Consider the following 23,919-nt stretch of genomic DNA (forward strand, 5'->3'; position numbering starts at 1 on the left):
TGTCCGTATCCGGAGGAGATGATATGGCCGTCAGCCCGACAACCATGGCAGCCGTGCGCGCAAGCGGCGCGGTTCCGAATGCGGAATATCTCTTGAGCGCCGAGGGCGTTCGCAAGGAATTTCCAGGCGTCGTCGCACTCGACGACGTGCAGTTCCGGCTGAAGCGCGCCTCTGTGCATGCGCTGATGGGTGAAAACGGCGCCGGCAAATCGACGCTGATGAAGATCCTCGCCGGCATCTATACGCCCGACAAGGGCGATATCCGCCTCAAGGGCGTCGACATCCGGCTGAAATCCCCGCTCGACGCGCTGGAGAACGGCATTGCCATGATCCATCAGGAACTGAATCTGATGCCGTTCATGACGGTCGCGGAAAATATCTGGATCCGCCGCGAGCCGAAGAACCGTTTCGGCTTCGTCGATCATGGCGCGATGCGCCGCATGACCGAGGAGCTGTTTGCCCGGCTCAACATCGCGCTCGATCCGGAAATCGAAGTCCGCCACCTGTCGGTCGCAAACCGGCAGATGGTCGAGATCGCCAAGGCGGTTTCCTATAATTCCGACGTCCTCATCATGGACGAGCCGACATCGGCGTTGACCGAGCGCGAGGTCGAGCATCTTTTCCGCATCATCCGCGATCTCAGGTCCCAGGGCATCGGCATCGTCTACATCACCCACAAGATGAACGAGCTCTTCGAAATCGCCGACGAGTTCTCCGTCTTTCGCGACGGCCGCTATATCGGCACGCATGCCTCGACCGAGGTCACCCGCGACGACATCATCCGAATGATGGTCGGGCGCGAGATCACCCAGATGTTTCCGAAGGAAGAAGTGCCGATCGGCGAGGTCGTGCTCTCCGTCAAGGATCTCTGTCTCAACGGCGTCTTCCGCGACGTTTCCTTCGAAGTGAGGGCCGGCGAGATCCTCGGCGTGGCCGGCCTCGTCGGCTCCGGGCGGTCGAACGTGGCCGAAACGCTTTTCGGCGTGACGCCGGCAAGCTCCGGTTCGGTCGAACTCTTCGGCAAGCCGGTGAACATTGCCTCGCCGACCGACGCCATCCGCCACCAGATGGCGTTCCTGACGGAAGACCGGAAGGATACCGGCTGCTTGCTGATCCTCGATATTCTCGAAAACATGCAGATCGCCGTTCTGCAGGACAGATATGTCAAGGGCGGCTTCGTGCAGCAGGGCGCGCTCGAGGCGACCTGCGAAGACATGGCGAAGAGGCTGCGCGTCAAGACGCCCAACCTCTACGAACGCGTGGAGAATCTTTCGGGCGGCAATCAGCAGAAAGTGCTGATCGGGCGTTGGCTGCTCACCCATCCGAAGATCCTGATCCTCGACGAGCCGACGCGCGGCATCGACGTCGGGGCCAAGGCCGAAATCCACCGCCTGGTCACCGAAATGGCGCGCAACGGCGTGGCGATCATCATGATCTCGTCCGAAATGCCCGAAGTGCTCGGGATGAGCGACCGCATCATGGTCATGCATGAAGGCCGAGTGACCGGTTTCCTCAATCGCGATGAAGCAACGCAGATCAAGGTGATGGAGCTGGCTGCGCGGTGACGCGCCGCCTGTGATCGCCCAAGGGAGGTTGACATGAATAGCAAGGCAGCAGAGGGCGCCGCCCCGCTCGCAACCCGGCCGAGACGGCGGCGTATGCCGCCGGAACTCAGCATCTTCCTCGTGCTCGTCGGCATTGCGCTGGTCTATGAAGTGCTCGGCTGGCTGTTCATCGGCCAGAGCTTCCTGATGAACTCGCAGCGCCTGACGATCATGATCCTGCAGGTCTCCGTCATCGGCATCATCGCCGTCGGCGTCACCCAGGTCATCATTACCGGTGGCATCGACCTTTCGTCGGGATCGGTCGTCGGCATGACGGCGATGATCGCGACGAGCTTTGCCCAATCCTCCACCTGGGGACGGGCCGTCTTCCCCTCGCTGACCGATCTGCCCGCCGTCGTGCCGATCATGATCGGCCTGCTGATCGGGGCGGCCGCCGGTCTCATAAACGGCGCGCTCATCGCCTATACGAAGATCCCGCCGTTCATCGCAACGCTCGGCATGTTCGTTTCGGCCCGAGGCGTCGCCAAGTGGTATACAAAGGGACAGCCGGTTTCCGGCATCACCGAGCAGTTCCACTTCATCGGGACCAAGGCATGGCCGGTCGTCGTCTTCCTGGTCGTGGCGCTGATCTTCCACATTGCGCTGCGCTACACCCGCTACGGCAAGTTCACCTATGCTATCGGCGCGAACCCCCAGGCGGCACGCGTTTCGGGCATCAATATCGAGGCGCATCTCGTCAAGGTCTACGTGATTGCCGGACTGCTCGCCGGGCTTGCCGGTATCGTCACGGCGGCGCGCGCTGAAACCGCACAGGCGAGCATGGGCGTCGGATACGAACTCGATGCGATCGCCGCGACCGTCATTGGCGGCACTTCGCTCACCGGCGGCGTCGGGCGCATCACTGGCACCGTCATCGGCACCATCATCCTCGGCGTCATGACGTCAGGCTTCACGTTCCTTAGGATCGACGCCTACTACCAGGAAATCGTCAAGGGCGTCATCATCGTCGCAGCCGTCGTCGTCGACGTCTACAGGCAGAAGAAAAGGCGCAAGCACTGATCTCGATCAGCGAGAACAATCATCATGCGGGGGCTTCGGCCCCCGTTTCCGTTTGCGGCGAAGCTCTTGAAGAGGACGCAGATTTTTAAAAAAAGGGATGGCGAATCCCGCCAGCTTTTCTATTCTGCCACGTCATAGGCCCCGCCTCGGGCAGTGCAGGAAGACAAATGCAATTCGTATTCGACGGTCATAACGACGTTCTTCTTCGGCTCTGGACACACGCAAAAGACGGCAGCGATCCGATCGCGGAATTCAAAGACGGCACGACGGCCGGCCATATCGATGCGCATCGAGCCAGGGAAGGCGGCCTCTCCGGCGGCCTCTGCGCCATCTATATTCCCTCCGGTGATCTCGTCTTTGCCGATCCGGATGCCGAAGGCCGTTATGTCACGCCGATGGCGGCGCCTCTCGATCCCTTGCCCTCCCTTGTCGTTGCCAATGAGATGGCGGCGATCGCGCTGCGGCTCGACCGGGCGGGCGCCTGGCGGCTCTGCCGGACGGTCAAGGATATCCGCGGCGCCGTGGCGGACGGCATTTTCGCCGCGGTCCTGCATATGGAAGGCTGCGAGGCGATCGGCGCCGATCTCTCGGTGCTCGAGGTGTTTCATGCGGTGGGACTGCGGTCGCTCGGCCCGGTCTGGAGCAGGCATAACGTCTTCGGCTATGGCGTGCCCTTCGCCTTCCCGATGTCGCCGGATACCGCGCCCGGCCTCACCGATGCCGGCTTTGCGCTGGTCAAGGAGTGCAATCGCCTCGGCATCCTCATCGACCTTGCCCATATCACCGAGAAGGGTTTCTGGGACGTGGCGAAAACGACGGACCAGCCGCTGGTCGCCAGCCATTCCAATGCTCACGCGCTGACGCCGGTCGCGCGCAACCTCACGGACAGGCAGCTTGATGCGATCCGCGAAAGCCGCGGCCTCGTCGGCGTCAATTATGCGACGGCCATGCTGCGTGCCGACGGCCGCTCGGACAGCGATACGCCGCTCGCCGATATGATCCGCCATATCGACTATCTCGTGAACCGCATCGGCATCGATTGCGTCGCGCTCGGATCGGACTTCGACGGTGCCACCATTCCTGAGGAAATCGGCGATGCGGCCGGCAATCAGAAGCTGATTGCCGCTCTCCGGGAGGTTGGATATGGTGAGGAGGATCTCACGAAACTTGCCCGTGAAAATTGGCTTCGTATTCTGGCGCAAGCTTGGCGGGAGGACCGCGCCTAAAGCACCGCGCGCCTCTGGACGCGCTCGGAATGGACAATAGTTTAATGGGGAATGACCGACCTAACGCTTCGTAATCAATCAAGAACAGGGGAACAGACCATGATGATCACCAAGCTCAGCCGCAATATCCGCATGCTTTCCGCCGGAGCCGCCCTTTCGCTCCTGATGATGACGGCACCGTCCGCCTTCGCCGAAACGCCCAAGGACACGCTTGTCGAAGGTTTTGCCATCGACGACATCATCACGATGGATCCGGGCGAGGCTTTCGAGCTTTCGACGGCGGAGATCACCAGCAACAGCTACAGCCTGCTTGTCCGTCTCGATCTCGCCGATACGTCAAAGGTGAAGGGCGATCTCGCCGAAAGCTGGAGCGTTTCGGATGACGGCCTCACCTATACGTTCAAGCTGAAACCCGGCCTGAAATTCGCCTCCGGCAATCCGATCACCGCCGAAGATGTCGCCTGGTCGTTCGAGCGCGCTGTCAAGCTCGACAAGAGCCCCGCCTTCATTCTCACGCAGTTCGGCCTGACCGGCGACAACGTCACGGAAAAGGCCAAGGCGGCCGACGCCAACACCTTCGTCCTCACGGTCGATAAGGCCTATGCGCCGAGCTTCGTGCTCAATTGCCTGACCGCGACCGTTGCTTCCGTCGTCGACAAGAAGCTGGTGCTGGAGCATGTGAAGGCCGTGACGCCGGATGCCGAGCACAAATACGATAATGATTTCGGCAATGAATGGTTGAAGACTGGCTATGCCGGCTCCGGCGCCTTCAAGCTGCGCGAATGGCGGGCCAACGAAGTCGTCGTGCTGGAGCGCAACGACAATTATTACGGCGACAAGCCGAAGCTAAACCGCGTCATCTATCGCTACATGAAGGAAAGCTCGGCCCAGCGGCTGGCGCTCGAAGCCGGTGACATCGATATCGCCCGCAATCTCGAGCCGGGCGATATCGACGCCGTTTCCAAGAATACCGATCTGGCGACGACAAGTGCGCCGAAGGGCACGATCTACTACGTCAGCCTGAACAACAAGAACGAAAACCTGAAGAAGCCCGAAGTTCAGGAGGCGTTCAAATATCTGGTCGATTACGACGCGATCGGCGCGACGCTGATCAAGGGCATCGGCGAGATCCACCAGACCTTCCTGCCGGAGGGCCAGCTCGGCGCGCTCGACGAAAATCCCTACAAGCTCGATGTCGCCAAGGCCAAGGAACTGCTGGCCAAGGCCGGCTTGCCCGACGGCTTCTCGGTGACCATGGACGTGCGCAACACGCAGCCGGTGACCGGCATTGCCGAATCCATGCAGCAGTCGCTGGCGCAGGCCGGCGTGAAGCTGGAGATCATCCCCGGCGACGGCAAGCAGACGCTGACCAAATATCGCGCCCGCACCCACGATATGTATATCGGCAATTGGGGCTCCGATTACTTCGACCCGAATTCCAATGCCGACACCTTCACGAGCAATCCCGACAATTCCGACGCCGGCACGGTGAAGACCCTCGCATGGCGCAACACCTGGGAAGCGCCGGAACTCGACAAGCAGACGAAGGCTGCATTGCTCGAGCGGGACGGCGCCAAGCGCGCAGCGATCTACGAGGATGTCCAGAAGAAGTTTCTCGCCAACAGCCCCTTCGTCATCATCTTCCAGCAGACCGAAGTGGCCGGCTATAGGAAGAGCCTGAAGGATTTCAAGCTGGGTCCGAGCTTCGACACCAACTTCGTCGGCCCGATCGCCAAGGAATGATCCGGCGGGGTTGAGTGGCTTGAGCACCGTCGAAACCAGGCAGGAGGCGCGGCCCCGCAAGGGCCGTGCCGGCGTCTTCGTGAAGGCGGCGGGACGTTTCCTGTTCGCCGCCGTCACCACCTATCTCGGCCTGCTGGCCGTCACCTTCTTCATCGGCCGCGTCGTGCCGATCGATCCCGTGCTCGCCATCCTCGGCGACCGCGCGCCCACCCACGTAGTCGAGCGGGTGCGGCAGGAAATGGGCTTCAACCTGCCGCTCTATCAGCAGTTTTTCATCTATATCAAAGGCATCCTTTCCGGCGATTTCGGCAATTCGGTGCTGACGACCAATCCTGTCATGGTCGACATCCGCCGCGTCATGCCGGCGACGATCGAGCTCGCAACGCTCGGAACACTGATCGGCGCCTGCGTTGGCGTGCCGCTCGGCGTTCTTGCCGCCGTGCGCCGCGGCAGCATCGCCGATCAGGTGGTGCGCGTGATCGGGCTGATCGGCTATTCCGTGCCGATCTTCTGGCTGGCACTGATCTCGCTCGTCATCTTCTATGCGCAGCTGCGCTGGGTGGCCTTTCCCGGCCGCATCGATATCGTCTTCGAATATACGTTCACGCCGATTACCGGCTTCTATCTGCTCGACAGCGCCTGGCAGGGGCAATGGGACGTCTTCTACGACGTCTTCCGCCACATCATCCTGCCCGCCTCGCTGCTCGGTTATTTCTCGCTGGCCTATATCAGCCGCATGACGCGCAGCTTCATGCTCAACGAGCTTTCGCAGGAATATATCGTCGCCGCGCGCGCCAAGGGGCTGTCGGAAACACGGGTGATCTGGGGCCACGCGTTGCGCAATGCCGCCGTGCCGCTCGTCACCGTCATCGCCCTTTCCTATGCCGGCCTGCTCGAAGGTTCGGTTCTGACCGAAACCGTCTTCTCCTGGCCGGGCATCGGACTTTACATCACCAATTCGCTGCAGAATGCCGATATGAATGCCGTGCTCGGCGGCACGATCGTCATCGGCACCGTTTTCATCGGCATCAACCTTCTGTCCGATCTTCTCTACCGGACGCTCGACCCGAGGACGCGAAACCGATGACGGCGCCCGCCACCCCATCTCCCGTGATGAGCCGCCGCGAATGGCTGCTTTCCGACCGGCCGCAATCGCGGATGCAGGCGCGCCTCGGCCGCGCTTACGTGACGTGGCGGCAGTTTAGCGCAAACAGGCTTGCCGTCGTCGGTCTCATGATCATCGTCGCGCTGCTGCTGGTCGCCGCTTTTGCCGATCTCATCGCCACGCACAATCCTGTTGTCGGCGATCTGCGCAATGCCCGTTTACTCCCGCCGGGAACGAGCGGGTTCCTGCTCGGCACGGATGACCAGGGCCGCGATATCTTTTCGCGGCTGGTCTACGGATCGCGATTGACGCTGCTCGTCGTCGTGCTCGTTGCCATCATCTCCGCGCCGGTCGGGCTGATGGTCGGCACGGTATCGGGTTATGCCGGCGGCTGGGTGGATGCGACGCTGATGCGCATCACCGATATTTTCCTCGCCTTTCCGAAGCTGGTGCTGGCGCTCGCCTTCGTCGCGGCACTCGGTCCCGGCATCCAGAACGCGATCATCGCCATCGCCATCACCTCCTGGCCGCCCTATGCCCGCATCGCGCGCGCCGAGACGCTGACGGTCCGGCGTTCCGACTATATTTCGGCGGTGAAGCTGATGGGCGCATCGCCGCTGCGCATCATCGTGCGCCATGTCATGCCGCTCTGCATTTCCTCGCTGATCGTGCGCGTGACGCTCGATATGGCCGGGATCATCCTGACGGCGGCCGGTCTCGGCTTCCTGGGATTGGGCGCGCAGCCGCCGCTGCCGGAATGGGGCGCGATGATCGCATCGGGCCGTCGCTTCATCCTGGATCAATGGTGGGTCGCGGCCATGCCGGGCATCGCCATCCTCATCGTCAGCCTCGGCTTCAACCTGCTCGGCGACGGCCTGCGCGACGCGCTCGATCCGAAGGAGAGCGGCCAATGACGACACTTCTGACGGTCGACAAGCTCAAGGTCAGCTATCCCACCCGCACCGGCGTGATCGAGGCCGTTCGCGGCGTCTCCTTCAGGCTCGGTAGGGAAAGGCTCGGCATCGTCGGCGAATCCGGTTCCGGCAAGTCGCAAACCGGCCGGGCGATCATGGGGCTGACGCCGAAACACGGCATCGTCACCGCCGACAGGCTCGATTTCAACGGCATCGACCTCCTCAAGGCTTCCGCCGGCGAAAGGCGCCGGCTGCGCGGCAAGCGCATCGCCATGATCCTGCAGGATCCGAAATATTCGCTCGACCCCGTCATGACGATCGGCAGGCAGATCTGCGAAACGCTGCGCACGCATGAGAAGGTTGGCAAGTCGGAGGCGCGAGAGCGGGCGCTCACCATGCTGGAGGCGGTGCAGATCCGCGACCCCAAACGCGTCTTCGACCTGCATCCCCACGAGGTTTCGGGCGGGATGGGGCAGCGCGCGATGATCGCCATGATGCTGATTGCCGGGCCTGAACTGCTGATCGCCGACGAACCGACCTCGGCGCTCGACGTGACGGTGCAGCTCGACGTGCTGCGTATCATGGACAGGCTGGTGTCCGAGCGCGGTATGGGACTGATCTTCGTGTCCCACGATCTGAGGCTGGTTTCCTCCTTCTGCGATCGGGTCATCGTCATGTATGCCGGCAAGATCGTCGAAGAGCTCGCGGCCGCCGATCTCAAACATGCGCAGCATCCCTATACCCGGGGACTGCTGAACTGCATGCCCGAGATCGGTTCGAACCGCCATCCGCTGCCGGTGCTCGACCGCAAGCCGGAGTGGGCGGCATGAGCGCAACGCTCCAGATCGACAATCTCGGCGTCGTTTATGACGAATTTCATGCGCTGAAGGATGTCAGCGTCGCGGTCGAAGGCGGCGAGTCCTTCGGTCTCGTCGGCGAGTCCGGTTCGGGAAAATCGACCTTGCTGCGCGCCGTTGCCGGGCTTGCGCCGGTCAGCGGCGGGACGATCCTGATCGAGGGGGAAGCTCTCAGAGGCGCAAAACGCAGCAAGACTTTTTATCGGCGCGTGCAGATGGTCTTTCAGGACCCCTACGGTTCGCTGCATCCGCGCCAGACGATCGACCGGCTTCTGCTCGAACCGCTTGCGATCCATGGCATCGGCGACAGCGACCGGCGCATTGCGCGGGCGCTCGACGAAGTCGGCCTCGGCAACGGCTTCCGTTTCCGCTATCCGCACCAGCTCTCCGGTGGCCAGCGGCAGCGCGTGGCGATCGCCCGGGCGCTGATCGTCGAACCGTCGATCCTGCTGCTCGACGAACCGACCTCAGCCTTGGATGCCTCGGTGCAGGCCGAGGTTCTAAACCTGCTCGAACAGATCCGGCGCGACCGCAGGCTGACTTTCGTGATGGTGAGCCATGATCTCGGCGTCATCACCCATATGTGCGAAAGGCTCGCCGTGATGCGCAACGGTGCCGTCGTCGAACGACTGAGATCGGAAGAGCTGGCGAGAGGCGCAGTTCGGGAGGACTACACGAGAAATTTGATGATCGCCAGCAAGGGGTTCGTCAAAGCCTGAAGGGGTAGTCTTTTCAAGCCTTTGAAAAAAAAAGACCCGCGAGGCCGTTAAGGCTAATGCTTCCCTAAAAGACGACCAACCAACTAGACTATTGACAGCTGCCCCGCTTCTGTCATGATCCTGTTAACGATTGTTAGCTTTCGTGATCGATGGAGGTTGAGGCATGTTCTTTCTCGGTGGCATGACTATGGGTTACCTCGATCCTCCCGTCAAAGCCGACCGCAGGGAACAGATTTCGGTATCCATTCCCGCCGAGAAGGACCGCAGGCTGATCGACACTTCTTCCAACCCGCCGCAGGACGAGAGCGCCGTCGAGCGCTCGTGGATCTGGGCCTGGCGCACGCTCTGCTGATAGAGCTGGTTGAATTTTCTCTTCCGCTCGCTCTGGACGGAAATTTATCTCTACCTACCTGATAGAGAAAATATTTATAAACCGAGCCGCACAACCGGCCGCAGGAAAACAACGGAGGCAACATATGGCAGATCTGGGTATTTCGCATACTCACGTGAACCACTATGGTTCCGTCGCGGACAAGAAGCCGCTGACCGCGCGTCACAGGCTTCAGACCATGCTCCACGGAGCGATCTTCACGGCAGCATTCCTGTTCGTCGTCGCCATGGTTTGCGGCCTCGTCGGCTAATCGGCGCATCCTAAGCTCGGCAGGTGCCGCGGCGGTTTCCGCCCTTTGCTGACGCTCGCAGGCCCCAGCACTCTCCCGGCATCAGCCTGTCCCGGGAGAGTGGTCATAGAGCCGAGCGCTATCCCAATCCCCATTCTTCTCTGTGTCAGTCACGCCAGGGCGCCGCAACGAGGTTTGTTCATCGGCGCGCTTCAGCCTTTCCTGTCTTTATGCGCTGCCGCCAGGCCGGATGCCGGCATTTTCGCCTCCCGCCGCGGAGACGAGCCTGGCAGGGCGCATTCCCCGCCTCTTGACTTGAATTGTCCCGTGTCCAAGTTTCGCCATGGCTTTCGCGGAGAGGATATCGATGATTTCCATCATCCGTCTGCCGCCCTGAACCGGGGCTCATTGCGTTTGCGTCGCGTCGCCCAAGTGTCGTTCATCCCGGCTTCATCGATCTTCGAAGAATCGGGCTCCGTTCATGTCGCAGTCATGATAAGCAGTGCAAAAGGCTGAGCAAAACAGCCATAACTTTGTTTGGATCCAGAACCGAACCCATGTCTATTGCCAATCTTTCTCCGAGCCTTCCGCGCGACCCCGATACGAAGCAGATCGATCACAATGATTCGATCCGCTCGACCTATCTTTCCATCGAGGACATCAAGGCGATGGGCGAGGCGGTCGCCCGCAACGGCGTCAGCAAGTTGCCGGCTTTCGCCCCCTTCGATTTCTTCGCGCGCCATAAGGAAAACGAGAAGGAAATCCTGCGCGTTTACCGCACCACGGCAACGGACGTCGAGGCTGGAGAGACGATCACCCCGGCGGCGGAATGGCTGCTGGACAACCACTATATCGTCGAAGAAGCGATCCAGGAGGTGCGGCGCGACTTTCCCCGGCGTTTCTACCGCGAATTGCCGACTATTTCTGTCGGGGGTGTCGAGATACCGCGAACCCTGGTCCTTGCCTGGCTCTATGTCGCCCATACCCACAGCACGATCTCGCAGGAAAGCCTGACGGCGCTGGTCGACGGCTTCCAGACCAGCGAGACGCTCCGGATCGGTGAACTCTGGGCCCTGCCCTCGCTCGTGCGCTATGTGCTGGTGGAAAACCTTCGCCGTATTTCGAGCCGTGTGGAAGCCAGCCGCCGGCTGCGCCGGCGCGCCAACGAGGCGGCCGACGAATTGGTCCGCCTGACCGATCCGGCAAAGGCTGCCGCCTATCTGAAGACGCTGGAGCCGCTTGCCGAGGACAATACCTTCTCGACGCAGTTCCTCTACCGCCTGCGCGACGGCTCGCAGACATCGAGCCTGGCGATCACTTGGCTCGACGAGCGGCTGGAAGAGCTCGGCCGCAATACCGAAGAGGCGACGACCGCCGAACACAGCCGCCTGTCTTCCGGCAACGTGACGATGGGCAACATCATCCGCAGCCTTCGCGAGATCGACGATACGGAATGGTCGGTCTGGGTCGAACAGGTCAGCCACGTCGATAAGCTGCTGTGGGAGCATTCTGACTACGGCATCCTCGATTCCGGCTCGCGCAACAAATACCGCAAGCAGATCGAGAAGCTGGCCAAGCGCTCGCCGCTGACGGAAATGGAAATCGCCCAGTTGGCGCTCGACATGACGGAAGAGGCCAAGGCCTCCGGCGAGCCGCAGCCGCACGAACCGAATGTCGGCGGCTTCCTGTCCGGCGCGCAGCGGCCGAAGCTCGAGGCGCGGGCGAATTACCGCCCGACGATCACCCAGCATTTCGTCCGCGCCGTGCGCCAGTTCAACTGGCTGGCGATCGCCGTTCCCGTCATGCTGCTGACCGTCATCGCCATGGCTGTCGTCGGCAAGTTCATGGCGAATGCCGGCATGGGTCCGCTCGAGATCGCCGTGCTGCTGATCATGTTCTCGCTGCCGGCCTCGGAAGGCGCGACAGGCCTCTTCAACACTCTGCTGTCCTTCTTCGTGACGCCGGCGCGGCTCGTCGGCTACGAATTCAAGGAAGGCATTCCGGAGGATGCGCGCACGCTGCTCGTCGTGCCCTGCCTGATCTCCAACCGCGACAGCGTCGACGATCAGGTGCGCAATCTCGAGGTTCATTATCTCGCCAATCCGCGCGGCGAGATCTATTTTGCGCTGCTGAGCGATTGGCCCGACAGCGACGCCGAGGAGACGGCCGCCGATCTCGAGGTTCTCGACTATGCAAGGCGTGAGATCGCCAATCTTTCCGCCCGCTATGCCTATGACGGCAAGACGCGCTTCTACCTCCTGCATCGCCGCCGCCTCTACAATCCCGCCGAAGGCGTGTGGATGGGCTGGGAGCGCAAGCGCGGCAAGCTGCACGAGCTGAACATGCTGCTGCGCGGCGACCGCGACACGACCTATCTGCCGGGCGCCAATGCGGTGCCGGCCAACGTGCAATATGTCATGACGCTCGATGCCGACACGCGCCTGATGCGCGATACCGTCACCAAACTCGTCGGCAAGCTCTACCACCCGATCAACCGCCCGGTCATCAATCCGAAAACCGGGCGCGTCGAGAGCGGCTACGGCGTGCTGCAGCCGCGCGTCACGCCGTCGCTGACGACGGGCAAGGACGCATCGGTGTTCCAGCGCGTCTTTTCGATCAACCGCGGCCTCGACCCTTACGTCTTCACCGTTTCCGACGTCTATCAGGATCTCGCCGGCGAAGGCACCTTCACCGGCAAGGGCCTCTATCACGTCGATGCCTTCGAAGCGTCGCTGAAGGGCCGGATCGAGGAGAACTCGGTTCTCAGCCACGATCTTCTCGAAGGCTCGATGGCGCGCTGCGCGCTCGTCACCGATCTCGAACTGGTCGAGGATTTCCCGATCCGCTACGAGGTGGAAACATCGCGCCAGCATCGCTGGGCGCGCGGCGACTGGCAGCTTCTGCCTTACATGTTCAATCCGAAATACGGCGTCACGGCACTCGGCCGCTGGAAGATGTTCGACAATCTGCGCCGCTCGCTGACGCCGATCGCCTGGTTCTTCGCTTCGGTGCTCGGCTGGTACTTTATGGGTCCGCTCGGCGCGCTCGTCTGGCAGATTCTCCTGATCTTCTGCCTCTTCGTCGCGCCGACCCTATCGCTCATCAACGGCATCATCCCGCGCACCAGCGATATCGTCGCGCGTGCCCATCTCTATACGGTCTGGTCGGATATCACGGCCGCCAATGCGCAGGTCGCGCTGCGCATCGTTTTCATCGCCGATTCCGCGGCGATGATGGCGGATGCGATCGGCCGTTCGCTCTACCGCCTGCTCGTCAGCCGCAAGCTGATGCTGCAGTGGCGCACCGCTGCCAGCGTTCAGGCCGGCCGCCAGGGCACCCTCGCCTCTTATTATAAGGCGATGTGGCATGCGCCGGCGCTGGCGCTGCTGGCGCTCGCCTTCGCGGCGCTTCCCGGCGACAACGCCTTCCTCGTCGGCATTCCCTTCGCGCTGCTGTGGATCCTCTCGCCTGTCGTCGCCTGGTATGTCAGCCAGTCGGCCGAGACGGAAGACCGGCTCGAAGTCGCCGACTCGGTGTCCAGCGAACTGCGCAAGATCGCGCGCCGCACCTGGCGCTATTTCGAGACCTTCACGACTCCTGAGCAGAACTACCTGCCGCCGGACAATATCCAGGAAACGCCGCATGTGATCGTCGCGGCGCGCACCTCGCCGACGAATATCGGCGTCTACCTGCTCTCCGTCGTTTCCGGCCGGCATTTCGGCTGGTTCTCCTTCGAGGAGACGATCGAGCGGCTGGAACAGACGATCGCGACGATCGACAAGATGGAGAAATTCCGCGGCCATCTGTTCAACTGGTATCACACCGATACGCTGCAGACGCTCGGACCGCGTTACGTCTCGGCGGTCGACAGCGGCAATCTCGCCGGCCATCTGATCGCCATTTCGTCGGCTTGCCGCAACTGGGCGGAGGCGCCCTCGGCCCATATGCAGGGCAATCTCGACGGCGTCGGCGACACGGCCGGCATTCTCGGCGAGGTGCTGGCGGACCTGCCCGACGACCGCAAGACCGTGCGCCCGCTGCGCCGGCGCCTGGAAGAGCGCATCGTCGGCTTCCAGAACGCGCTTGCCGCCGTCAAGCGCGAGCACGAATTCGCCTCGATCCGCATCATCAACCTCGCCGTTCTCGCGCGCGACATCGAAAAGCTCGCCGCCAATCTCGACCATGAGGTCAAGTCGAAGCAGAGCGAAGAGGTCACCCTATGGGCGGCGTCGCTGGTGAAGGTCTGCGAGGCGCATATATCGGATAGCACCTTCGACCTTTCCAAGGTCGACGACCTCAGGCCGCGCCTGGTGGCGCTGCGCGACAAGGCGCGCGATCTCGCCTTCTCGATGGATTTCGGCTTCCTGTTCCGGCCGGAGCGCCGCTTGCTGTCGATCGGCTACCGTGTCGAAAGTGGCGAGCTCGACCAGGCCTGCTACGATCTTCTCGCCTCGGAATGCCGCCTGACCAGCCTCTTCGGCATCGCCAAGGGTGACCTGCCGACCGAGCACTGGTACCGCCTCGGCCGCCAGGTCGTGCCTGTGGGATCACGCGGCGCGCTGGTCTCCTGGTCCGGTTCGATGTTCGAATATTTGATGCCGCCGCTCGTCATGCAGGAGCGCGGCGGAGGCATTCTCAACCAGACCAACAATCTGGTCGTCGTCGAACAGATGAACTATACCCGCAAGCTCGGCATTCCGTGGGGCATTTCGGAAGCGGCCTTCAATGCCCGCGACCATAACCTCAACTATCAGTACACGAATTTCGGCGTGCCGACGCTCGGTCTGAAACGCGGCCTCGGCCACAATGCCGTCATTGCGCCCTATGCCTCGCTGCTGGCCAGCCAGTACGATCCGCCGGGTGCGCTGGAAAACCTGCAGAAGCTGCGCAAGCTCGGCGCGCTCGGCAAGTTCGGCTTCCATGACGCCGTCGACTTCACGCCGACGCGCGTGCCGGAAGGCAAGAAATGCGCGGTGGTCTACAATTATTATGCCCACCATCACGGCATGTCGATCGCGGCCGTCGCCAACGTCGCCTTCAACGGCCATCTGCGCGAGCTCTTCCACTCCGACCCGGTGATCGAGGCGGCCGAACTGCTGCTGCAGGAAAAGGCGCCGCGCGACATTCCGGTGATGAGCGGCAAGCATGAATCCGATACGCCGGCCAGCATCCAGGACGATTTGCTGCGGCCGGAGATCAGGAAGATCAGCGACCCGGCCTCGCGCGACCGTGAACTCGTCTTCCTGTCCAACGGCCACTACTCCATGATGCTGACGGCGACGGGCGCCGGCTATTCCCGCTGGAACGGTCTTACCGTTTCCCGCTGGAAGGCCGATCCGACGGAAGACCGTTGGGGCACCTTCATCTTCCTGCGCGATACCGCTACCAACGAATGGTGGTCGGCGACAGCAGAGCCGAAGGGTGTCGAGGGCGAAAAGATCAAGGTCGAATTCGCCGACGAGAAGGCGCAGTTCACGAAGACAGTCGGCGACCTGACGAGCGAGGTGGAATGCATCATTGCGACCGAGCATGATGCCGAGGCCCGCCGCGTCACCCTCCTCAACATGGGCACTGAAGACCGCTTCATCGAAGTCACCTCCTACCTCGAACCGGTTATTACCTCCGACGATACCGACAATGCGCATCCGGCCTTCGCCCGGATGTTCATCAGGACCGAGATCGGCAAGCGTGGCGACGTCATTCGCGCGGAGCGCAACAAGCGCGATCCGAACGAGCCGAATATCAGCATCGCCCATCTGATCGTCGACAATGCCGGCGACACCCGTCACACCGAGTTCGAGACCGACCGGCGCAAGTTCATCGGCCGCGGCCGCAGCCTTGCCGATGCGGCGGCCTTCGATCCCGGCGCGACGCTTTCCGGCAGCGACGGCTTCATGCTCGACGCCGTCATGTCGCTGCGCCGCACCGTGCGCGTGCCGGCCGGCAAGAAGGTCAGCGTGTTCTTCTGGACGATCGCGGCACCGAGCCGCGACGAGGTCGACAAGGCGGTCAACCGCTACCGTCACCCCGACGCCTTCAACCACGAACTCGTCCAGGCCTGGACGCGCACACAGGTGCAGATGCGCCATGTCGGCGTCACCTCGCAGCAGGCGGCGGCCTTCCAGCATCTCGGACGCTACCTCGTCTATCCCGACATGCAGCTGCGCAAGGATGAGGCGACCGTCGAGGCCGGCCTGCAGTCGCAATCGGCCCTCTGGCCGCTGGCGATCTCCGGCGACTTCCCGATCTTCACCCTGCGCGTCAACGACGACATGGATCTCGACATCGCCCGCGAGGCGCTGCTGGCGCAGGAATATCTGCGTTCGCGCGGCGTCACCGCCGATCTCGTCATCATGAACGAACGCGCTTCTTCCTATGCGCAGGACATGCAGCACGCGCTCGACGCCATGTGCGAGAACGTGCGCCGCATGGGCCAGGCCGATGGGCTGCGCCAGCACATCTTCGCCGTCCGCAAGGATCTGATGGAGGAAAGCACCTATCACGCGCTGATCGCGGCTTCCCGCGTCACCCTGCATGCCAAGAACGGCAAGGTGGTCGATCAGATCAGCCGCGCCGTCGCGCTGTTTGCACCCTCCAAGGAGGAACAGCAGGAGATGGAGCGGGCCGAGCGAAACAAAGTTCCGGTCAAGCGCGTCACCCCGGTGCCGCCGCCTGTTGTGCCCGCCGTGGTCATCGAAGAGGAAGGCGATCTCGACTTCTGGAACGGCATCGGCGGCTTTGCCCGCGACGGCCGCGAATATGTCGTTCGTCTTCCCGGCGGCCATGCGACGCCGCAGCCCTGGATCAACGTGATCTCCAACGACAAGTTCGGCTTCCACGTCTCGGCGGAAGGGGCGGGCTTCACCTGGAGCGTCAATTCACGCGACTACCAGCTGACCTCCTGGTCGAACGATGCGGTGGTCAACCGTTCGGGCGAGGCCTTCTATCTCGCCGATCTCGACAGCGGTGCTGTTATGACGCCCTTCGCGGCACTCTCGCGCCGGCCGGACATTCGTTTCGAAGCCCGCCACGGGCTCGGCTATTCGGTCTTCTCGAGCATCCAGCATGATATCGCGCTGGAGCTGACGCAGACGATCGCCCGCGACAAGCCGGTAAAGCTGCAGCGCCTGCGTCTGCGCAACACCGGTTCGACCGGCCGCAAGCTGCGTCTCTATGGTTATGTCGAATGGATCCTCGGCAATAATCCGGGCCGCACGGCGCCCTTCATCCTGTCGCGGCATGATGGGGAGACGGGCGCGCTGTTCGCCACCAATCCTTACAGCATCGACCACTCCAACCGCATTGCCTTCTTCGCGGCGAGCGAGACGCTTTCGAGCTTCTCGGCAAGCCGGCGGGAATTCATCGGCAAGGCGGGAACGATCCAGACCCCGCAGGCCGTCACCTCGGCCGCCGTGCTTTCCGGTGCGACGGAACTCGACGGCGATCCGGCCGCGGCTCTCGCGATCGACATCGAGCTTGGCGCCGGCGAGGAGCGTGACTTCACCTTCTTCCTCGGCGATACCAAGACCGAAGACGAGGCGCGTGAGGTTATCGCCGGCACCCGCGAGGCTTCGTTCGACGATGCCGTCGAGGCGAACCGCGCCTTCTGGCGTGAGTTCACCGGCCGGCTGCAGATCTCGACCCCGGATCGCGGGATGAACAATCTCGTCAATAGCTGGCTGCCCTATCAGAGCCTCGGCTGCCGCATCATGGCCCGCACTGCCTTCTACCAGGCGAGCGGTGCCTTCGGCTTCCGCGATCAGTTGCAGGACACGCTGGCCTTCCTGCTGCATGAACCTTCGATCGCCCGAGGGCAGATCCTGAATGCCGCCTCGCGTCAATTCCGCGAGGGGGACGTGCAGCATTGGTGGCTGCCGGGAACGGGTGCGGGCGTTCGCACCCTGATCTCGGACGATGTCGTCTGGCTGAGCTATGCGATCCATCACTATTGCAGTGTTACCGGCGACAAGAGCGTGCTCGATGAGGAGCTTGCCTTCCTCGAAGGCCCCGCTCTTCTGGAGGGGCAGCACGATTCCTTCTACAAGCCGGAGATTTCCGAGGATAAGGCGAGCGTCTACGAACACGCGGCGCTGGCGCTCGATCTCGCCATCGCCCGCAAGGGCGCAAACGGCCTGCCGCTGTTCCTCGGCGGCGACTGGAACGATGGCATGAACCGCGTCGGCATTGGCGGGCGCGGCACCAGCGTCTGGCTCGGCTGGTTCCTGGCGGGGGCATTGCGCTCCTTCATTCCCTATGCCGAAGAGCGCGGCGACACGGCCCGCGTGGAGCGCTGGTCGGCGCATCTCACCGAGTTGAAGAAGGCGCTCGAAACCGCGGCATGGGACGGAGGCTACTATCGCCGCGGCACGTTCGACGACGGCGCGCTGCTCGGTTCCAAGGAAAGCCCGGAATGCCGGATCGACTCGATCGCGCAGTCCTGGAGCGTTCTGTCCGGCGAGGGCGACCCGGCCCGCGCCGTCAAGGCGATGGATGCCGTGCTCGATCAGCTGGTCGACGAGGAAGCCCGCATCATCCGGCTGTTCACGCCGCCTTTCGTCAATTCCGCGCGGGATCCCGGCTATATCAAGGCCTATCCGCCGGGAGTGCGTGAAAACGGCGGGCAATATACCCATGCCGCGACCTGGGTGGTGATGGCGCTGGCAGAGCTGAAGCGCGGCGACGATGCGTTGCGCTGCTTCCAGATCCTCAATCCGATCACCCACGCGCTCGACAAGGCTTCGGCGGAACAGTATCGCGTCGAACCCTACGTCGTGGCAGCCGACGTCTACGGTCATGAGCCCTATACGTCGCGCGGCGGCTGGACCTGGTACACGGGCTCCGCAGGCTGGCTCTACCGCGCTGCCGTCGAAGGCATTCTCGGTATCCGCCTGAAGGACGGCCGGCTTTACGTGCGCCCGTCGCTTCCGTCGGAATGGGACGGATTTGCGGCAGAGGTGGAGCAGGCAGGCGGCAAATACCGCATTTCGGTCTCAAAAGCGTCCAATGCCAGCGGCTACACTCTGTCGATCAACGGCAGCGAAGTCACCGATCCCGAAGAGGGATATCCGCTCGGATAGCAGCGTTCTCCACGCTGAGGAACACGGCGATTCGCGACGGCCAAAGGGAACCCTTTTGGCCGTCGTCGCGTTTGCAAAATCGGATAACAGGAGAAACCTCTATGGCAAGCACGCTGACCGAAGCCATCGGCGCCGAGCGCAGTTGCTTATCCGCGGCTGCGCCGGGACGCGATACACGGCTTGATGTGCTGCGTGGCCTGGCCCTGATCATGATTTTCATCAATCATGTTCCCGGGCAGATTTTCGAATATGTGACGACCAAGAATTTCGGCTTCTCCGATGCGGCGGAGGCTTTCGTCCTGATCTCCGGCATTGCCGTCGGCCTCGCCTACGGGTCCCGCTTCAAGCCGGGTGCGCGCATCAAGACGGCGATCAAGGCGGCGCGGCGCGCCTTCACGCTGTACCTTGCCCATATGATCACCACCTTCATGACCCTGGCATTGTTCATCTGCGGCGCCTGGCTGTTCCACCGGCCGGGATTGCTGGTCGAAATCAATATCCTGGCGGTTCTCATGAACCTGAAGGAAGGCATTCCGGCGCTGCTGCTGCTCGGCCACCAGATCGGCTACAACAACATCCTGCCGATGTATGGCGCGCTGTTGCTGATGGTGCCGGTCATTCTGCTGCTCAATGCGCGCAGCCCGCTGCTGGCGCTCGCCGTCTCCGGCACGGTCTGGCTGCTTGCCGGCATCTATGAGGTGGCGCCGCACAACCTGCTGATCGAGGGCTACTGGTTCCTCAATCCGCTCTCCTGGCAGTTCCTGTTTACGATCGGCATCGTCTCGATCCTGCATATCAAGCGCGGCGGCACAATCCCGCGCCATCCGCTGCTGTTTGCGGCTGCTGCCGGCTACGTGCTGCTGTCTTTCGTCTGGGTCATGGGCCATCTCTGGGCCTTCGGCAACTCGCTGGCGGCACTTGGCTTGCCGACCGTCATCACAGGCTTCGACAAGACCTTCCTGTCGCTGCCGCGACTGCTGCATGTGCTGGCGCTGACTTATCTGGTCATCAGCATTCCCGCAGTTTCGCGTATCCTGCGCCGTCCCGCCGACCATCCGCTGACGATCCTCGGCCGTCATTCGCTGAACATCTTCGTCGCCGGCACGATCCTCGCCATGGTGGGACAGGTGGTGCTCTACATCACCAACAAGGATCCGCTGGTCGGGCCGCTCTTCGTCATAGCGGGGATCGCGACGCAATTTGCCTACGCCTACTATCTCGAGCACAAGCGCCAGCAGGACAAGGTCAGGGGCAAACTGGTCACCGAGCCCGCCACCATACCCGTCCCCGTTCGTGTCCGCGGGGCAGCCAACGCCTATCACAGGGCCGATCGGAAATAACACTCGGTCTTCGATCGACATGAGGAGCCGGTGGCTGATGGCCGCCGGCTCAATTTTTATGGGCGAGGATGTTCACCAGTCTGCCGAAGGGGTCGCGCACGTAAAAGCGCCTGACACCCCAAGGTTCGTCGGCCGGGCCGTATTCGATCGGAAGCCCGGCGGTCTTCATCGCCTCGAAAGCGGCATCGAGCTCGTCCACCTCGATCGAGAGATCGGGCACCGGCGTTCCGGAACCGCCTTGGGTGGCGACGCTCACCTGAACGTTCATCGGCCTGGCGGCGCCAAAGGTCGTAATCCAGCCGTAATCCATCACCACGTCGAGACCGAGGATATCCTGGTAGAAGCGCCTGGCCGGCGTGATGTCGGGCGCCTCGATATTGGCGACGATGCGCAGGACCTTCATGGGGTTTCCTTCCAATGCTTGGGGACAAGGCGGAAGGTAGGAAGATCGGTAGGAGCGTCAATTGGTTTGGGCTTGCAACGCGGACGTTGCAGAGTGTGACACTCTCTCTGCTGTGCCGGGCATCTCCCCCACAAGAAGGGAGATTGGCCAGTGGTTGGCCCCCAGTCCCTTTCCGCCGCCGTGCGGAACAGGTTCGTTGTTGGCTGGGGAAACTATCGCGCCCAGCCAATCTCCTCACTTGTGGGGAAGATTCCCTGCAGGGGAGGAGGTGGCCCTATGGTACACCGTTGCTGTGTGTCGTCAGCACCGGTTTTGGAAACGAAGTCCTGAAGTGTGTCGCAGGAATTGGACTGGCTTAACGCAACCAAACAAAAAGGCCGGAGGGAACAATCCCCCGGCCTTGATCTTTGAGAGCCGAACCCGATCAGGCGGCTTCGGTCGTATGGGCCTTGCGGACCTCTTCGTCCGTCAGGATGCCGCTGGCGCGCAGCAGGGCGGCGAAGCGGCCGTTGCTGTGGCTGAGCTCGTCGAAGCTGCCCTGCTCGGCGACGCGGCCGTTGTCCAGGAAGAGCACCATATCGGCTTCGCGGACCGTCGACAGGCGGTGGGCGATAATGAAGGTGGTGCGGTTCTCACGCAGATTGTCGATCGCGGCCTTGACGCGGGCTTCGGTCTCGACGTCGAGCGCCGAGGTCGCCTCGTCGAGCACTAGGATCGGCGCGTCCTTGAGGATGGCGCGGGCGATCGCAATGCGCTGGCGCTCGCCGCCGGAGAGCTTGTTGCCGCGTTCGCCGACATGCGTATCGTAACGGTCCTCGCGGGTTTCGATGAAGTCGGCAGCGGCGGCGGCTTCGGCCGCACGGCGCATTTCCTCTTCGCTGGCCCCCTCGCGGCCGAGGCGGATATTGTCGCTGATCGAGCGGTTCAGCAGGCCGGCATCCTGGAAGACGGTGGCGATGTGGCGACGCAGCGACTTGCGGGTCACCTTGGTGATATCGGTGCCGTCGACGAGGATCTGGCCGCCCTGGGCGTCGTAGACGCGCTGCAGCAGGTTGACCAGCGTCGTCTTGCCGGCGCCGGTCGGGCCGACGATCGCAACCGTCTGGCCTGCCTTCACCGAGAAGGAGACATTGTGCAGGCCCTGCGAGCTGTTGCCGAAGCCGAAGGAGACGTCACGGAATTCGATCGCACCCTTGACGTCCTTGATCTCACCGTTGCCGGCCGGCTCTTCACGTTCCTGCACCGAGTCTTCGAGCGCATAGAATTCTTCGAGCTTGGAGCGGGCCTCGAAAATCTGCGTCGCGAACTGGCGCATCAGGTCGAGACGGCCGATCAGCAGGTTGGCGAAGCCGATGAAGGCGATGACGTCGCCGACGCGCAGCTGGCCGGCCTGGACGAGAATGGTGCCAATGATCAGGACAACCATCATCGCTATGGTCGACGCCATGCGGTTCAGCGCGCTGGCGATCGCCCACCAGTCGAGCACCGGATACTGAGCTTCGAGCAGGCGGTCGGCAAAGGATTTCAGCGCCTTTGTTTCAGCCTCGATGCGGTTGTAGCTGTGCAGGACAGACACGTTGCTGATCGAGTCGCTGACATGTGAAAAGACGGTGTGATAATGATTTTCGACCGAAGCCTGGCCGTCTTTGGTGCGGCTCATGACGACGCGGCCGATCAGCCAGTAGGCGACGGCAAGCACCACGAGCACGGCGGAAAGGCGCAGGTCCATCGCCATTGCGGTCGGGATTAGAAGGGCAAGCGCAATGACCGTCGACAGGTGGTTGCGCATGAATTCCAGCCAGAGGCCGAACAGCGTCTCGCAGGCGCGCAGCAATGTATGCAGGGCGTTGGAGGTGCCGCGCTGATGGTGCCAGCCGAGCGGCATGGAAATGATCCGGCCGAAGGCTTCCGTCAGCAGCGTCGCCCGCCGGCCATGGGCGAGCCTGTCGGCCTCGCGGGCCACCAGGACGAAGGCGACGGTGTTGAAGACGGCAAAGCCTGCCCACATGAAGAGGATGGGCTTGACCTCACCCTTGCCCGAGATCGCATCGATGATGCGACCGAACAGGATCGGCTCTGCAATCGTGATGGTCGCCAAAACGATGTTTGCGAGAACGACCAGGGATACGCGGAGCTTATAGGCGCCAAGATAGCGCAGAGCTCTTGCATAGACCTTGAAAAGCGACACGTCTAACCTCTTGTGCATCTGCGAAAACGGGGATGATGCGATGCTACAAAAGGCTACCTGAACCGGCGATTAACGGCGCATTCAGGGTTTGCCGGCCTGGGTGATTAACACGAATGTACTATCGCAGGATGCGACGAAAATGGTTGTGGCGGGAAAATTATCGCCGGGGTATATGCGCGAACAATTTGCGCTTGCATTTTAATAAATATTTAGCGCAGCATTAAATTAGAGACTGCATTTTTTGAAGAAGACCGTTTCGCGACCAATCCGAAAGCCGCCGACGGCCTCGCAAGGGGCATTTTGTGAATATTAATTCGTTAATTCAATTGCTTGTCGTCCTGGAGGAATACTCGAAGCCCGAGGCGTTGGTCGGCGAACTCGAACAGGTCATCCGGGACTCAGGCTTCGACTATTATGGCCTCGTGCGCCATTCCCAGCAGAAGCCGGAACCCTGGGCGGCGGCGCTTGCCGACCGCTGGCCGGAACAATGGCCGCAGATCTATGCCGCGAAAAAATATGTCCTGATCGACCCGATGGTGCGCTATCTCAACCACGCCCAGCGGCCCTTTCGCTGGCGGGAGAGCATGAAGGCGTTCCGCAAGGATGCGCATGAGCGGCGCATGGAGCAGATGATGGTCGACGCTTTCGGCCATGGGCTGGAGGACGGCTACGTTTTTCCGCTCCATGGGCGCAACGGCATTCTGGGCAGCCTGAATATCAGTGGCAAACCGGTCGAACTGTCGCCGGTGGAACTCGCGCTGTTCGAAGCGGTGGCGCGCAAGGCTTTCTGGCGGCTGCTCGATCTGAAAGGCGAGGCGCAGGCGCTGGAAACCGTGCTTCCGGCTGAGACACCGCTGACTCGGCGCGAGATGGAAATCCTGCGTTACCTTGCCGAAGGCATGACCTCGATGGAGATCAGCAAACTGCTGAAGATCTCCAACCACACCGTCGACTGGTACATGAACGGTCTGCAGGACAAGCTGAAGGCAAAGAACAGACAGCAGGCGGTGGCGCTTGCGTTCCGTCATGGCCTGATAAGCTAAAGCGCCCTCTCTGCATATGTCGTATAAACGACGCTGCCTATTTTCGCGGCGGCGCGCATC

The 23,919-nt window shown here is 62.2% G+C and carries 15 protein-coding genes; 13 read left to right on the forward strand and 2 right to left on the reverse strand.

What is annotated here, in order from left to right:
- Positions 1 to 23 precede the first annotated feature (23 nt).
- The 12 genes from ATY77_RS23700 (at position 24) to opgC (ending at position 20,225) form a co-directional block, all read left to right on the forward strand.
- The gene (locus ATY77_RS23700; protein ID WP_088689090.1) at positions 24 to 1,565 is read left to right on the forward strand and encodes a sugar ABC transporter ATP-binding protein; all 1,542 of its coding nucleotides are present in this window, start codon (positions 24 to 26) and stop codon (positions 1,563 to 1,565) included.
- A gap of 33 nt (positions 1,566 to 1,598) precedes the next feature.
- Positions 1,599 to 2,624 carry an ABC transporter permease gene (locus ATY77_RS23705; protein WP_088689091.1) on the forward strand — a complete coding sequence of 342 codons (1,026 nt, stop codon included), beginning with the start codon at positions 1,599 to 1,601 and terminating at the stop codon, positions 2,622 to 2,624.
- A 167-nt stretch (positions 2,625 to 2,791) separates the two neighbouring features.
- Positions 2,792 to 3,850: a dipeptidase gene (locus ATY77_RS23710; RefSeq protein WP_088689092.1), complete on the forward strand. Its 1,059-nt coding sequence runs from the start codon at positions 2,792 to 2,794 to the stop codon at positions 3,848 to 3,850.
- A 99-nt stretch (positions 3,851 to 3,949) separates the two neighbouring features.
- On the forward strand, positions 3,950 to 5,593 hold the full coding sequence (locus ATY77_RS23715) for an ABC transporter substrate-binding protein (protein WP_088689093.1): 1,644 nt from the start codon (positions 3,950 to 3,952) through the stop codon (positions 5,591 to 5,593).
- A 19-nt stretch (positions 5,594 to 5,612) separates the two neighbouring features.
- Positions 5,613 to 6,680 (forward strand): ABC transporter permease, encoded by a 1,068-nt coding sequence (locus ATY77_RS23720; RefSeq protein ID WP_088677435.1) that lies wholly within the window; start codon positions 5,613 to 5,615, stop codon positions 6,678 to 6,680.
- A complete protein-coding gene (locus tag ATY77_RS23725) occupies positions 6,677 to 7,612 on the forward strand; it encodes an ABC transporter permease (RefSeq protein WP_088689094.1) in 936 nt (311 codons plus the stop codon). Before ATY77_RS23720 ends, ATY77_RS23725 begins: the two co-directional genes overlap by 4 nt.
- Complete coding sequence (locus ATY77_RS23730; RefSeq protein ID WP_088689095.1) at positions 7,609 to 8,442, forward strand: ABC transporter ATP-binding protein; 834 nt, start codon at positions 7,609 to 7,611, stop codon at positions 8,440 to 8,442. The genes ATY77_RS23725 and ATY77_RS23730 overlap by 4 nt, the downstream gene beginning before the upstream one ends.
- Entirely contained in the window at positions 8,439 to 9,188 is a 750-nt protein-coding gene (locus ATY77_RS23735; RefSeq protein WP_088689096.1) for an ABC transporter ATP-binding protein, read from the forward strand. Before ATY77_RS23730 ends, ATY77_RS23735 begins: the two co-directional genes overlap by 4 nt.
- A 163-nt stretch (positions 9,189 to 9,351) precedes the next feature.
- The gene (locus ATY77_RS23740) at positions 9,352 to 9,540 is read left to right on the forward strand and encodes a hypothetical protein (protein WP_088689097.1); all 189 of its coding nucleotides are present in this window, start codon (positions 9,352 to 9,354) and stop codon (positions 9,538 to 9,540) included.
- A 124-nt stretch (positions 9,541 to 9,664) separates the two neighbouring features.
- Complete coding sequence (locus tag ATY77_RS32965) at positions 9,665 to 9,829, forward strand: hypothetical protein (RefSeq protein ID WP_190237689.1); 165 nt, start codon at positions 9,665 to 9,667, stop codon at positions 9,827 to 9,829.
- A 536-nt stretch (positions 9,830 to 10,365) separates the two neighbouring features.
- Positions 10,366 to 18,885, forward strand: coding sequence for a glucoamylase family protein (locus tag ATY77_RS23745; protein WP_088689098.1), 8,520 nt, complete (start codon positions 10,366 to 10,368; stop codon positions 18,883 to 18,885).
- Between the two features lie 101 nt (positions 18,886 to 18,986).
- The gene (opgC, locus tag ATY77_RS23750) at positions 18,987 to 20,225 is read left to right on the forward strand and encodes an OpgC domain-containing protein (RefSeq protein ID WP_088689099.1); all 1,239 of its coding nucleotides are present in this window, start codon (positions 18,987 to 18,989) and stop codon (positions 20,223 to 20,225) included.
- A 49-nt stretch (positions 20,226 to 20,274) separates the two neighbouring features.
- Here opgC and ATY77_RS23755 read toward each other — a convergent pair whose 3' ends face one another.
- Both ATY77_RS23755 and ATY77_RS23765 read right to left on the reverse strand, forming a co-directional pair.
- Positions 20,275 to 20,628, reverse strand: a complete 354-nt coding sequence (locus tag ATY77_RS23755; RefSeq protein ID WP_088689100.1) for a VOC family protein — start codon at positions 20,626 to 20,628, stop codon at positions 20,275 to 20,277.
- 424 nt (positions 20,629 to 21,052) lie between these two features.
- Positions 21,053 to 22,816 carry a glucan ABC transporter ATP-binding protein/ permease gene (locus ATY77_RS23765; protein WP_088689101.1) on the reverse strand — a complete coding sequence of 588 codons (1,764 nt, stop codon included), beginning with the start codon at positions 22,814 to 22,816 and terminating at the stop codon, positions 21,053 to 21,055.
- A 302-nt stretch (positions 22,817 to 23,118) separates the two neighbouring features.
- Here ATY77_RS23765 and ATY77_RS23770 point away from each other — a divergent pair, with 302 nt between their 5' ends.
- Complete coding sequence (locus ATY77_RS23770) at positions 23,119 to 23,859, forward strand: LuxR family transcriptional regulator (RefSeq protein ID WP_088689102.1); 741 nt, start codon at positions 23,119 to 23,121, stop codon at positions 23,857 to 23,859.
- Positions 23,860 to 23,919 lie beyond the last annotated feature (60 nt).

It is taken from the genome of Rhizobium sp. R634 (assembly GCF_002211305.1).
Classification (GTDB): domain Bacteria; phylum Pseudomonadota; class Alphaproteobacteria; order Rhizobiales; family Rhizobiaceae; genus Rhizobium.

Bases quoted from the DNA above. Each gene is read 5' to 3' on its own strand.
- ATY77_RS23700 (WP_088689090.1), top strand. From the start codon at position 24: ATGGCCGTCAGCCCGACAACCATGGCAGCCGTGCGCGCAAGCGGCGCG.
- ATY77_RS23705 (WP_088689091.1), top strand. From the start codon at position 1,599: ATGAATAGCAAGGCAGCAGAGGGCGCCGCCCCGCTCGCAACCCGGCCG.
- ATY77_RS23710 (WP_088689092.1), top strand. From the start codon at position 2,792: ATGCAATTCGTATTCGACGGTCATAACGACGTTCTTCTTCGGCTCTGG.
- ATY77_RS23715 (WP_088689093.1), top strand. From the start codon at position 3,950: ATGATGATCACCAAGCTCAGCCGCAATATCCGCATGCTTTCCGCCGGA.
- ATY77_RS23725 (WP_088689094.1), top strand. From the start codon at position 6,677: ATGACGGCGCCCGCCACCCCATCTCCCGTGATGAGCCGCCGCGAATGG.
- ATY77_RS23730 (WP_088689095.1), top strand. From the start codon at position 7,609: ATGACGACACTTCTGACGGTCGACAAGCTCAAGGTCAGCTATCCCACC.
- ATY77_RS23735 (WP_088689096.1), top strand. From the start codon at position 8,439: ATGAGCGCAACGCTCCAGATCGACAATCTCGGCGTCGTTTATGACGAA.
- ATY77_RS23740 (WP_088689097.1), top strand. From the start codon at position 9,352: ATGTTCTTTCTCGGTGGCATGACTATGGGTTACCTCGATCCTCCCGTC.
- ATY77_RS32965 (WP_190237689.1), top strand. From the start codon at position 9,665: ATGGCAGATCTGGGTATTTCGCATACTCACGTGAACCACTATGGTTCC.
- ATY77_RS23745 (WP_088689098.1), top strand. From the start codon at position 10,366: ATGTCTATTGCCAATCTTTCTCCGAGCCTTCCGCGCGACCCCGATACG.
- opgC (WP_088689099.1), top strand. From the start codon at position 18,987: ATGGCAAGCACGCTGACCGAAGCCATCGGCGCCGAGCGCAGTTGCTTA.
- ATY77_RS23755 (WP_088689100.1), bottom strand. From the start codon at position 20,628: ATGAAGGTCCTGCGCATCGTCGCCAATATCGAGGCGCCCGACATCACG.